At 65.5% G+C, this 12,018-nt stretch carries 14 protein-coding genes; 13 read left to right on the top strand and 1 reads right to left on the bottom strand.

Translation table 11 applies throughout. From position 1 onward, the window contains the following. The first annotated feature begins 19 nt into the window (after positions 1-19). The 4 genes from phnC (at position 20) to phnE (EHH60_RS22245) (ending at position 3,643) form a co-directional block, all read left to right on the top strand. Positions 20-829, top strand: a complete 810-nt coding sequence (phnC, locus tag EHH60_RS22260; protein ID WP_124161584.1) for a phosphonate ABC transporter ATP-binding protein — start codon at positions 20-22, stop codon at positions 827-829. Between the two features lie 76 nt (positions 830-905). Next, positions 906-1,841 (top strand): phosphonate ABC transporter substrate-binding protein, encoded by a 936-nt coding sequence (gene phnD, locus EHH60_RS22255; protein ID WP_124161583.1) that lies wholly within the window; start codon positions 906-908, stop codon positions 1,839-1,841. A 72-nt stretch (positions 1,842-1,913) separates the two neighbouring features. Next, positions 1,914-2,798: a phosphonate ABC transporter, permease protein PhnE gene (phnE, locus tag EHH60_RS22250; RefSeq protein ID WP_124161582.1), complete on the top strand. Its 885-nt coding sequence runs from the start codon at positions 1,914-1,916 to the stop codon at positions 2,796-2,798. 29 nt (positions 2,799-2,827) lie between these two features. Beyond that, positions 2,828-3,643, top strand: a complete 816-nt coding sequence (phnE, locus tag EHH60_RS22245; RefSeq protein ID WP_502697419.1) for a phosphonate ABC transporter, permease protein PhnE — start codon at positions 2,828-2,830, stop codon at positions 3,641-3,643. A 242-nt stretch (positions 3,644-3,885) separates the two neighbouring features. Here phnE (EHH60_RS22245) and phnF read toward each other — a convergent pair whose 3' ends face one another. Then, positions 3,886-4,617 (bottom strand): phosphonate metabolism transcriptional regulator PhnF, encoded by a 732-nt coding sequence (gene phnF, locus EHH60_RS22240; protein ID WP_124161580.1) that lies wholly within the window; start codon positions 4,615-4,617, stop codon positions 3,886-3,888. A 117-nt stretch (positions 4,618-4,734) separates the two neighbouring features. Here phnF and phnG point away from each other — a divergent pair, with 117 nt between their 5' ends. Genes phnG through EHH60_RS22195 form a run of 9 tightly spaced genes read left to right on the top strand, consistent with a single transcriptional unit; the run spans position 4,735 to position 11,721 of the window. Beyond that, on the top strand, positions 4,735-5,199 hold the full coding sequence (gene phnG, locus EHH60_RS22235; RefSeq protein ID WP_124161579.1) for a phosphonate C-P lyase system protein PhnG: 465 nt from the start codon (positions 4,735-4,737) through the stop codon (positions 5,197-5,199). 4 nt (positions 5,200-5,203) lie between these two features. Further along, positions 5,204-5,812: a phosphonate C-P lyase system protein PhnH gene (gene phnH / locus EHH60_RS22230; RefSeq protein WP_199751760.1), complete on the top strand. Its 609-nt coding sequence runs from the start codon at positions 5,204-5,206 to the stop codon at positions 5,810-5,812. A gap of 4 nt (positions 5,813-5,816) precedes the next feature. Beyond that, complete coding sequence (locus tag EHH60_RS22225) at positions 5,817-6,920, top strand: carbon-phosphorus lyase complex subunit (protein WP_124161577.1); 1,104 nt, start codon at positions 5,817-5,819, stop codon at positions 6,918-6,920. After that, a complete protein-coding gene (locus EHH60_RS22220; RefSeq protein WP_124161576.1) occupies positions 6,917-7,807 on the top strand; it encodes an alpha-D-ribose 1-methylphosphonate 5-phosphate C-P-lyase PhnJ in 891 nt (296 codons plus the stop codon). The genes EHH60_RS22225 and EHH60_RS22220 overlap by 4 nt, the downstream gene beginning before the upstream one ends. Continuing rightward, complete coding sequence (phnK, locus tag EHH60_RS22215) at positions 7,800-8,612, top strand: phosphonate C-P lyase system protein PhnK (protein WP_502697417.1); 813 nt, start codon at positions 7,800-7,802, stop codon at positions 8,610-8,612. The genes EHH60_RS22220 and phnK overlap by 8 nt, the downstream gene beginning before the upstream one ends. 8 nt (positions 8,613-8,620) lie before the next feature. Continuing rightward, complete coding sequence (phnL, locus tag EHH60_RS22210) at positions 8,621-9,319, top strand: phosphonate C-P lyase system protein PhnL (RefSeq protein ID WP_199751758.1); 699 nt, start codon at positions 8,621-8,623, stop codon at positions 9,317-9,319. 12 nt (positions 9,320-9,331) lie between these two features. Further along, positions 9,332-10,489 carry an alpha-D-ribose 1-methylphosphonate 5-triphosphate diphosphatase gene (locus EHH60_RS22205; RefSeq protein ID WP_124161574.1) on the top strand — a complete coding sequence of 386 codons (1,158 nt, stop codon included), beginning with the start codon at positions 9,332-9,334 and terminating at the stop codon, positions 10,487-10,489. Next, positions 10,486-11,082 (top strand): phosphonate metabolism protein/1,5-bisphosphokinase (PRPP-forming) PhnN, encoded by a 597-nt coding sequence (gene phnN / locus EHH60_RS22200; protein ID WP_124161573.1) that lies wholly within the window; start codon positions 10,486-10,488, stop codon positions 11,080-11,082. Before EHH60_RS22205 ends, phnN begins: the two co-directional genes overlap by 4 nt. Before the next feature lie 27 nt (positions 11,083-11,109). Continuing rightward, positions 11,110-11,721 (top strand): pyridoxamine 5'-phosphate oxidase family protein, encoded by a 612-nt coding sequence (locus EHH60_RS22195; protein ID WP_124161572.1) that lies wholly within the window; start codon positions 11,110-11,112, stop codon positions 11,719-11,721. Positions 11,722-12,018 lie beyond the last annotated feature (297 nt).

The following is a 12,018-nucleotide window of genomic DNA, read 5'->3' as shown; positions in this document are numbered from 1 at the left end:
AGTTAATCTGGAGCCCCGCATGCTGGTGGTCGATGGTCTGACGTGTCGCTTCGGCGCAAAAGCCGCAGTGGACGACGCTTCGTTTGAGGTTTCCCCGGGCGGCTTCGTCGGTGTGATCGGGCGATCCGGTGCCGGCAAGTCGACGTTGCTGCGGAGCATCAACCGCTTGGTGACGCCGACTGAGGGACGCATCCTGTTCGACGGCGTCGACGTCACCGCATTGCGCGGCAAGGATCTGCGCCAATGGCGGGCGCGGTCGGCAATGATCTTCCAGCAGTTCAATCTGGTCGGCCGGCTCGATGTCCTCACCAACGTCCTGATGGGACGGCTCGCGACGATGCCGGCCTGGCGCTCGCTGTCGCAAATCTGGCCGGAGCAGGACAAGGCGCTGGCGATGTCCGCACTGGAGCAGTTCGATATCGCGTCGCTCGCCGCCCAGCGCGCCGACCAGCTCTCCGGCGGTCAGCAGCAGCGCGTGGCGATCGCCCGCGCCCTCGTGCAGCAGCCCGATATCATCCTGGCCGACGAGCCGATTGCCTCACTCGACCCACGCAACACCAAGGTCGTGATGGATGCGCTTTTGCGCATCAACAAGCATTTCGGCATCACCGTGCTCTGCAATCTGCATTCGCTCGATCTCGCCCGCAGTTACTGCGACCGCCTGATCGGCATGTCCGCGGGCCGCGTGGTGTTCGACGGCGCGCCGTCGATGCTGACCGATCAGGTCGCGCGCGAGCTCTACGATCTCGAAGCCAACGAGGTCATGGGCGGCATGCCTGTGCCGGCGTCCGCCGGCGTCCCGGCGCTCGGAACGGCCGCTGCGGCCTGAGCCGCGGCGCATCTTTTGAGTTGCAGGTTCTTGCGTCAACCGACCCAACCGATGACCAACCGATGAAGAGGGTATCATGATCACTCGCAGATTAGTCCTTGCCGGCGCCGCCGCGCTCGCGTTCACCGCCTCCGCTTCCGCGGACGATTGGAGAACCAAGTATCCCGAGCTGACCTTCGCGGTCATTCCGGCCGAGAACGCCTCGGGCGTCACCGAGCGCTGGGCGCCGTTCATGAGCTATCTCTCCAAGGAGCTCGGCGTGAAGGTCACGCTGCGCATCGCCAACGACTACGCCGCTGTGATCGAGGGCCAGCGCGCCGGCAACATCCACATCGCGAGCTACGGCTCGGCCTCGTTCGCCCGCGCCCGCCTGACCGGCGTCAAGACCGACGCCTTCGCCAACGACATCAACGCCGACGGCTCGACCGGCTACTACTCGGTCTTCTTCGTCAAGGCGAGTAGTCCCTACAAGAAGATCGACGACCTCAAGGGCAAGAACCTCGGCCTCGTCGACCCGAATTCGACCTCCGGCAACAACGTGCCGCGCTTCGAGCTCGACAAGATGGGCATCCACGATGCCGACACCTATTTCAGCAAGGTCGTCTTCACCGGCAGCCATGAGAACGCGGTGCTGGCGCTGGCGCAGGGCACCGTCGACGTCGCCGCCAACCAGTGGACCAGCGACGACGATTCGACGCTGGCGCAGATGCTCACCAAGGGCATGCTCAAGAACGCCGATGGTTCGGCGATGAAGAAGGACGATTTCCGCATCATCCACAAGTCGGCGCCGATCATCAACGGTCCCTACGCCTATAACTCCGACCTGCCGGAAGACGCGAAGGCGGCGATCGCGAAGGCATTCTTCGACGCGCCGGCCAAGGACAAGGCGGCCTTCGACCGCCTCCAGGATGGCCAGAAGAAGGGTTTTCATCCCGCCACCACCAAGGACTGGGATGGCACGATCGAGCTGATCAAGTTCGTCGACGCACTGCGTAAAAAGAAGGCGTCCTGAGTCTTCGGGACGATGCACCTGAGCCGGGTCCGTAGGACCCGGCTCTTTCTTTGACGGGACCTGTTTCGACAGATGACGACAGCGGTTTCGATCCTCCCCGAGCAGCAGCTCGCCGCGCTGAATGCCGCCTATCGCCAGGCGGTTTCGCGGCGACGGCTCCGCCTCCTATTGGGAGCAGCGATCTTTGCCGCCGCGCTGGTTCTCGCCGCGATCGGTGCCGAAGTGAATTTGCGCACGCTGTTCACCTATTTCGGCAACTTCCTCAGCTATTTCGACCGCATCCTCACGCTCGACAGCGGCCAGCGGGTCTGGACCGATATCGGCGAGTGGTTCTGGGGCTGGCGCAAATGGCTGAAGATGCTCGGCGAGACGCTGCTGATCTCCTACGTCGGCACGCTGATCGGCGCGGCTCTCGCCTTCTGTCTGAACTTCTTCGCGGCTGAAAATACCTCGCCTGCGCCCTGGCTGCGCTTCGTCGTGCGGCGGCTGCTCGAGTTCGCCCGCACGGTGCCCGGGATTGTGTTCGCACTGGTCTTCGTCATCGCCTTCGGGCTCGGTCCGATGGCGGGCGTGCTGGCGATCGCGATCCACTCCACCGGCGCGCTCGGAAAGCTGTTCTCGGAGATCGTGGAGAACGCCGACATGAAGCCGGTCGAGGGCATCCGCTCGACCGGCGCGAGCTGGCTGTCCTGCATGCGATTTGCCGTGGTGCCGCAGGTGACGGCGGGCTATGCCAGCTACGCGCTGCTGCGTTTCGAGATCAACGTCCGTGAGGCCTCCGTGATGGGCTTTGTCGGCGCCGGAGGCATCGGCCAGGAGCTCGTCGTCGCCATCCGCAAGTTCTACTATTCGGACGTCAGCGCGATCCTGCTCACCATCATCATTGCCGTATTCATCATCGACATCGCCACCGGCTGGCTGCGCGGCCACCTGTTCGGCAAGGAGGCGCGGACGTGACGAAGCCGCAGGAGGTCGATGCCGCGCAGATGCGTGCGCGCTATCCCGATGTATTCAACCGGCCGGCCTCGTCGCGGCTCGCGACGCCCGCGATGATCGCCGCGGCGTTCGCGATCCTCATCTACGGCCTAGTCGATCTCGACTTCTCGCCCTCGCGGTTCTTCGCCGGCCTCAGCCAGCTCGGCTGGATCACATTGATGATGATCCCGCCCGATCCCGGCTCGTCGCTGCCGATCTATCTGAAGGCGCTCGGCGAGACGCTGTCGATCGCGCTGCTCGGCACGACGCTGGCGGCAGTGTTCGCGCTGCCGGTCAGCCTGCTCGCGGCGCGCAACATCGTGCCGTCGAACATCCTGCGCTTTCCCGTTCGTCGTTTCCTGGATTCGATTCGCGGCGTCGATACGCTGATCTGGGCGCTGGTGTGGATCAACGTGGTCGGGCTCGGCCCGTTCGCCGGCGTGCTCGCCATCGCCGTGTCGGATTTCGGCGCCTTCGGAAAGCTGTTCTCGGAGGCGATCGAGGGCGCCGACCAGAAGCAGGTCGAGGGCATCCGCGCCTCCGGCGGCAGCGCGCTGCACGAGATCCGCTTCGGCCTGTTGCCGCAGGTGCTGCCCGTGATCGCCGGCCAGGTGCTCTATTTCATCGAATCAAACACCCGTTCGGCCACCATTATCGGCATCGTCGGCGCCGGCGGCATCGGGCTCCAGCTCGCCGAGCAGATTCGCGTGCTGGAATGGCAGAAGGTCTCGTTCCTGATCCTGATGATCCTGGTCGCAGTCGCCGCCATCGATTTCATCTCGGGCAAGCTGCGCTTTGCGATCATTGGCAGGCGGGCTGTGGCGTAGGTCCTTCGCAAGAAACGCGGGAGATCGCATTTGAGAGCTTTTGCCTGCGGCCATCCTTCGCGACGCCCGCCTTTGGCGGGCCCTCTCCATGAACCACCTCAGACGACGTCTGACAGGTGGTTCATGGAGAGGAGACCGCAAAGCGGTCGTCTCGAAGGACGAGGCGCTCGCTCAGGCCCCTGCCAAGAACGAACTCATAGGCGATAGCCCTGCATGAGAACGGGAGAGCGAGAGCAGGCATCTCACCCGTTCTCCACCAGAAACTCCACCCGCTCTGCGGCAAAGCGCGAATGCTTCGTCACCAGCGGCTTGCCCGTGAGATCGTGGTCGGTGGCGTCCACCACCAGGATCGGTCGCCCCAGCGCCAGATCGAGCCGTGCGGCGTCGGTGGCGTCGACGATGCCGGCGGTGATTCGGGTCGCGCCGCGGCGATAGTCGCGCACGCCAAAATGCTCCAGCAGTTTCGTCATCGAGCGCGTTGCCGCGAACACGGCGCCCGCATCCGGGAACAGGTCCGCTGAAACCCATGTCGTGGATACACAGATCGGCGTGCGGTCGGCGAGGCGGATCGCTTCGATCCGCACCAGGGGCGCGCCGGTCTTCAGTCCCAGCTCCCGTGCGAGCTCGCGCGTCGCGATATCGTCGGTCGCCTCGATCAGCCGTCCATTCGGTTCGCGGCCGCCGGCACCGACGATCTCGGAAAAACGCGTGCGCGAGCGCAGCGGATAGGCGAGCTTCTGCGCCTCGACATAGGTTCCGCTGCCGCGCTCGGCCCGCACCAGGCCGCGCTCGGCAAGGGCTGCCAGCGCGCGCCGCACGGTGTGGCGGTTGACGCGGTAGGTTCCGGCGATCTCCATCTCGCCCGGCAGCTTGTCGCCGGCCGCAAAGCGGCCGTCGGCGATGCCGCGCTCGATGCCGTCGGCTACGAGGCGCCATAGCGCGACGCCCGAGGAGGCTGTGTCCTGCATGCTCATGTCGCGGGAAACCTACTCCAGAAATCACATCATTGTCACGAAACAGTCATGGCGCGTCGGTATGAAGTTGTCTATTAACATAGACAACTTCGATGCGGCAATTCTATAGAAAGTTCGGTGGACCAGGTGACGCAGCACAACAACCAGCAAGCCCAGCGCAAGGCCGCAATGGCGGTGCTGGCGCACGCGGAGGCGGGCGAGATCGCCGCTCGCCTCCGCAACTTGTCCCTCCCGGACCATCAGGATTTGCGCACGCCGGAGAACGGCCTCGTCATGCTGCGCGGCCGGGTCGGCGGCGATGGCGCACCGTTCAATCTCGGCGAAGCCACGGTCTCGCGCGCCGCGGTACGGCTTGCAAGCGGTGAGGTCGGGTTCGGCTACACGCTCGGCCGCGACGGTGACAAGGCGCGGCTGATCGCGCTGTGCGATGCGCTGATGCAGTCCCGTGATCACGGCGGCGCGGTGGAGCGGGGTGTCATCGCGCCCTTGCGAGAGCAGCTTATGATTCGGCGCCAGCAGGCGGCGGCGGAGACCGCCGCGACGAAGGTTGATTTCTACACCATGGTGCGCGGTGAGGGCTGAGATCATGACCACTATTGCGGAACTGCCGCCGGGTTTTGCCGACAAGGTGCTGTCGGCGCAATCGACCTTTCGCTCGGTCATGGACGCGATGGCGCGGCCGGGATCTGTCCAGCGCATCGTGCCGATGGCGGGAGCGCCTGATACGATGATGCGCGGCACCGCCGCTATCGCGCTGACGCTGTTCGACCACGACACGCCGCTCTGGCTCGATGCGCGGATGGCGGAGAGTGCCGACGTGACGAAGTGGCTCAAGTTCCACACCGGCGCGCCGGTGGTGCAGGATTCGTCGGTCGCCTCGTTCGCGCTCGTCGGCGACGGTGGCGCCCTGCCTTCGTTCGAGTCCTTCGCGCTCGGCACCGGCGAGTATCCGGACCGCTCGACCACTGTGATCGTCCAGATCGACAGCTTCACCTCCGGGCGCGGCTTCGAGCTGCGCGGCCCCGGGATCGACGGGGTCGCGACGCTGAAAGCGTCGATCAAGCCTTTCGACCTGTTCGAGCGCCTGCAGATCAACGAAGCGCTGTTTCCGCGCGGCATCGATGTGGTGCTGGTCGCCGATGACGCCGTGGTCGCGATTCCCCGCACCACGCGCGTCGTGAGCAAGGGAAGCTGAAAGCATGTATGTCGCAGTCAAAGGTGGCGAGCGCGCCATCGAGAACGCCCATCGCCTGCTCGCGCATAAGCGGCGCGGCGACCAGAGCGTTGCGGAGATTTCGCTGGATCAGATCTCGGAGCAGCTGGGCCTTGCCGTCGATCGCGTCATGAGCGAAGGCTCGCTCTATGACCGCGAGCTCGCGGCGCTGGCGATCAAGCAGGCGCGCGGGGATCTGATCGAGGCGATCTTCCTGGTCCGTGCCTTCCGCGCCACGCTGCCGCGTTTCGGCGCCAGCGAACCGGTCGACACCGGCGCCATGCGGGTGCAGCGGCGCGTGTCCTCGACCTTCAAGGATATTCCAGGCGGGCAGATCCTCGGGCCGACCTTCGACTATACCCATCGCCTGCTCGACCCCTCGCTCGCCGAAGGCTTCGTTCCCGACGCCCCAGCGACGGCTGAAGCGTCCACTGCCCCAACGCCGCGCGTGACCGACATTCTCGGCCGCGACGGGCTGATCGAATCCTCGCCGCAAGCCGAGGATGGCGCCAGCGTCGGCGATCTCACTCGCGAGCCGCTGAACTTTCCGGCGGATCGCGATTTGCGCCTGCAGAACCTCGCGCGGGGCGACGAAGGATTTTTGCTGGCGATGGGCTATTCCACCCAGCGCGGTTATGGCCGCAATCATCCCTTCGCCGGCGAGATCCGCTTCGGCGAGGTCGAGGTGGAGTTCTTCGCCGAAGACGCCGGCTTCGCCGTGCCGCTCGGTTCGATCGAGCTGACCGAGTGCCAGATGGTCAACCAGTTCAAGGGGTCTGCCACGGAAGCCCCGTGCTTCACCCGCGGCTACGGCCTTGCCTTCGGCCAGAGCGAGCGCAAGACCATGTCGATGGCCCTGGTCGATCGCGCATTGCGCGCCCGCGAGCTCGGCGAGGAGGCGCTGGCACCGGCGCAGGACGAGGAGTTCGTGATGTCGCATTCGGACAACGTCCAGGCGACCGGTTTCGTCGAGCACCTGAAGCTGCCGCACTATGTCGACTTCCAGTCCGAACTCGGCCTGCTGCGCAAGCTGCGGCAGGAGTTCGCCGATGCCAATGCGTCTGATGCCATGAAGGAGGCCGCGGAATGAACGCGCCCGCCTACAACTTCGCCTATCTCGACGAGCAGACCAAGCGGATGATCCGCCGCGCGATCCTGAAAGCCATCGCCATTCCCGGCTACCAGGTGCCGTTCGCCAGCCGCGAAATGCCGATGCCGTATGGCTGGGGCACCGGCGGCGTGCAGGTCACCGCCGCAATCCTCGGTCCCCAGGACGTGCTCAAGGTGATCGACCAGGGCTCCGACGACACGACCAACGCGATCTCGATCCGAAAGTTCTTCGCCAAGACAGCGGGCGTTGCGACGACGACCGCAACGGCGGAGGCGACGGTGATCCAGACCCGTCACCGCATCCCGGAGAGGGCGCTGAATGAAAACCAGGTGCTGGTTTATCAGGTGCCGATCCCCGAGCCGTTGCGTTTCCTCGAGCCGCGCGAGACCGAGACGCGGCGCATGCACGCGCTAGCCGAATACGGCCTGATGCATGTGAAGCTCTACGAGGACATCGCGCGCTTCGGCCATATCGCGACCGCCTACGCCTATCCAGTGAGGGTGAACGCGCGCTACGTGATGGATCCGTCGCCGACGCCGAAATTCGACAATCCCAAGATGGACAATTGCCCCGCGCTGCAATTGTTCGGCGCCGGCCGCGAGAAGCGCATCTACGCGATCCCGCCCTATACGCAGGTGGTCTCGCTCGATTTCGAGGATCACCCGTTCGAGCCGTACCGGTTCAACGCGCCTTGCGCGCTCTGCGGGGCGGAAAATTCCTATCTCGACGAGATCGTCACCGACGACAAGGGCGGGCGGATGTTCGTCTGCTCGGACACCGATTATTGCGAGGGCCGCCAGGCCGCCGGCCATTACGGCAGCCTCAGCGCCGCGCCATACAGGGAGAAGGCGGGCTCACATGGTTGATCAAGACTTGGCTGATCTCGATACGCTCGGAAGCGACCAGCCGCTGCTGGTCGCGCAGTCTCTCAGCAAGTCGTTCGGCCGCATCGCCGCCTGCCGCGACGTCTCCTTCGCGCTCTATCCCGGCGAGGTGCTGGCGATCGTCGGCGAATCAGGCTCGGGCAAGTCGACGCTTCTGCAGATGCTGTCGGGCCAGCTCGCACCGAGCGCCGGCCATGTGTCCTACCGGATGCGCGACGGCGTCACGCGTGATCTCACGACGCTCGGTGAAGCCGAGCGGCGCTTCCTGTTCCGCACCGATTGGGGTTTTGTGCATCAGGACCCCGCGCAGGGCCTGCGCATGGCGGTCTCGGCGGGTGCCAATGTCGGCGAGCGGCTGATGGCCGTGGGCTGGAATCACTACGGCCGCATCCGCGAGACCGCGTCGGACTGGCTCACCCGCGTCGAGATCGATGTCGCGCGCATCGACGATGCTCCGCGGACCTATTCCGGCGGCATGCGGCAGCGTCTTCAGATCGCCCGCAACCTCGTCACCGAGCCGCGGCTGGTGTTCATGGACGAGCCGACCGGCGGCCTCGACGTGTCGGTGCAGGCGCGCCTGCTCGATCTCGTGCGCAGCCTCGTCGCCGAGCTGCATCTCGCCGTCATCATCGTCACCCACGATCTCGCGGTCGCGCGCCTCCTGTCGCATCGCGTGATGGTGATGAAGGGCGGCCGCGTCATCGAGACCGGCCTCACCGACCAGGTGCTCGACGATCCCCGCGAGCCCTATACCCAACTCCTCGTCTCCTCGATTCTCCCGCCATGAGCTTTTCGATGACCGCCATGATCGACGTTGCCGATGCCCGGAAGACCTTTACGATGCACCTGCAGGGCGGCATCGAGCTGCCGGTGGTGCGCGGCGTGACCTTCCACGTCAATCCCGGCGAGTGCGTCGTGCTGTCGGGGCCGTCAGGCGCCGGCAAATCGTCGATCCTGAAGATGATCTTCGGCAACTACCGTTGCGATAGCGGCCGCATCGGCATCCGCCATCGCGGCACGGTGGTCGATCTCGCCACCGCCGAGCCGCGGCAGGTGCTCAACATCCGCCGCTCCACGATCGGCTATGTCAGCCAGTTTTTGCGGGCTGTGCCGCGCGTTGCGACCATCGACGTCGTCGCCGAGCCGTTGATCGTCAACGGCCTGGCCAGACCTGATGCGCAGCATCGGGCGGGCGCGCTGCTGCATCGCCTCAGCATCCCCGAACGGCTCTGGCAGCTTCCGCCCGCGACCTTCTCCGGCGGCGAGCAGCAGCGCGTCAACATCGCGCGCGGCTTCATCTCGGATCTGCCGGTCCTGCTGCTGGACGAGCCGACTGCCTCGCTCGACGCTGCCAATCGCGCCGTCGTGGTCGAGCTGGTCGCCGAAAAGAAGCGCCAGGGCGTCGCCATGGTCGCCATTGTCCATGACGACGAAATCCGTCATCTGATTGCGGACCGCATCGTCGACGTCACCAGCTTTGCCGCCGCGGCCTGAAGGAAGAGGGAAATGAACGCCAAGCCGAAGATAACAGTGATCGCCAATGCCAGGATCGTGCTGGCTGACCAGGTGATCGAGCAGGGCTGGCTCGCTCTTGCCGACGGACGCATCGCCGAGATCGGCGAGGGCAGGGCGCCTGCGGGTGCCGAGGACGCAGGGGGCGACCTGATCATGCCCGGCCTGATCGAGCTCCACACCGACCACCTCGAAGCGCATTACGTGCCGCGGCCGAAGGTGTTCTGGAATCCGGTCGCGGCCGTCATCTCCTATGACAGCCAGCTCGCGACCTCGGGCATCACCACGGTTTTCGATTCGCTCCGGGTCTGGCGCGAGGACGGCGCCGAGGAAGTCGATGGCCGCGCCGGCGTGCTCGCTGCCGCGATCACGACCGCGCGCGAGGCCAGCCTACTGCGCGCCGACCATTTCCTGCACCTGCGCTGCGAGATCCCGATGCCGAGCGTGGTCGAGGAGGCCAAGGAGCTGATCGACCGTCCCGACGTCAAGCTGATGTCCCTGATGGATCACACGCCGGGACAGCGCCAGTTTCGCGATGAGGTCAAGCTGCGCGATTATTATCGCGGCAAGGGCGGCGGCAAGACCGATGCCGAGCTCGACAAGCTGTTCGCAAAGCGCTTCGAGTATCAGAAGCAATATGCGGCGCACAACATGCGCGAGATCGTGGCGCTGGCGCATCAATACAGGATCCCTCTGGCGAGCCACGACGACACCACCGAGGAGAACGTCGCGGACGCGGTGCGTGACCGCGTTTCGGTGGCGGAATTCCCGACCACGCTGGAGGCCGCGCGCGGCCTGCACCAGGCCGGCATCGACATCCTGATGGGCGCGCCCAACGTCGTGCGCGGCGGCTCGCACTCCGGCAACATCGCCGCGGTCGATCTCGCCCGCGAAGGCCTGCTCGACATTCTGTCGTCGGACTACATCCCCTCGAGCCTTTTGATGGGCGCGCTGCAGCTGCCGGAGCATGTGCCCGCGATCAGCCTGCCGGCCGCGGTTCGCACCGTGACGAAAGCGCCTGCCGAGGCGGTCGGCCTCACCGACCGCGGAGAGATTGCGACCGGAAAGCGCGCCGACCTGATCCGCGTGCACGTGGCCGGCAACGTTCCCGTCGTCCGCAGCGTCTGGCGCGAAGGGAACCGCGTCGCATGAGCGAGACCGTGACCACGGCGCAGGACGAGGCGGGTGCCATCGGCCCCGGGCGGCTTGTGCTCGTGGTCGGCCCCAGCGGCGCCGGCAAGGATACTTTGCTGCGGCTGGCGCAAGCGGCCTGCGCCGACGATCCCGACATCATCTTCCCGCGCCGCGTCGTGACGCGTGAGTCCTCCGCCGACGAGGACAACATTGCGATAAGCCAGGAAGAATTCCGCCGCGTGCGGGAGCACGGCGATTTTGCCGTGCATTGGGAGGCGCACGGGCATTCCTATGCCCTGCCGCTCGAGATCAACGACGACATCCGCGCCGGCCGGGCCGTGGTTGCCAACGTCTCGCGTACGGTGATCGGCACGCTGCGCCGAGCTTATGTAAACGTCGTGGTGGTCGCGATCACGGCGCCACCCGATGTACTGGCGCAGCGGCTTGCCGCGCGGGCACGACACAGCGACGGCAATATCGCCGAGCGGCTGTCGCGCAGCGTCGACGACGCATCGGCGCGGGCCGACGTCACCATCCTCAACGCCGGCAGCGCGGACTATCACGGCCGCCAGCTCGTCCGCGTGATCAGGAATGAAGGCTGGCACGAATAGCTGCCGATGCAACGAGGAGAAAGTGGAATGTCGGTGATCGAAACGGTCGAACAGCTGGAAGCCATCTACGGCGCCACCAATGACGCCTCGACCGTGAAAGTCGCCGACCACGTCACCCCGCTCTACCGCATCTTCATCGAGAAGGCGCCGTTTGCCGCGCTTGCCACCATCGGGCCCGAAGGCATCGATTGCTCGCCACGCGGCGATCTGCCCGGCTTCGTCCGCATCCACGATTCCAAGACGCTGATGCTGCCGGACCGCCGCGGCAACAACCGGGTCGATTCGCTGCGCAACATCGTGCGCGATCCCAGGGTGTCGCTGATGTTCCTGATCCCCGGCTCCGGCAACGCGGTCCGTGCCAACGGCCGCGCCTATCTGTCGATCGATCCGGAGCTGCTGGCCTCGTTCAAGGTCGAAGGCAAGGCGCCGCGCAGCGTCATGGTGATGAACGTCGATGAAATCTACTTCCAGTGTGCCCGCGCCATCGTCCGTTCCGACCTCTGGAATCCCGACAAGCGCGTCGATCCGAAAACGCTGCCGACGCCCGGCGAGATCCTCGCCGAGATGAGCAAGAACAAGGTCGGCGGCGCGGAGTACGACCGCATCTGGCCCGAACGCGCGGCTGCGACGATGTGGTAGCTCTGTCTTCCTCCCTTGCGGGAGAGGGTGGCTCGCCGCGAAGCGGCGAGACGGGTGAGGGTTTGCCTCCGCAAGCACATCACTCGCGATTTTACTTTGCGGATAGAAACCCCTCATCCGGCGCTTCGCTGTCCAGCGGATGGATGGGTAACAAAACAGACCGGATGGATAGGTAACAGTCGTTCATGGTTCGGTCTGCTGCGGCGCTGCGCTAGCGCAGCGCCGCAGCGTCGATGTTTTCTGGTCGATGATGCCGATCGGCACGTTGAAGAAGCGCACCTGCCATTGCCCGTCGGC

The organism is Bradyrhizobium sp. RP6 (assembly GCF_003837805.1).
Lineage (GTDB): Bacteria > Pseudomonadota > Alphaproteobacteria > Rhizobiales > Xanthobacteraceae > Bradyrhizobium.
Note: the sequence above shows the minus strand (reverse complement) of the source record. Positions and strands in the feature narration are given on the sequence as shown.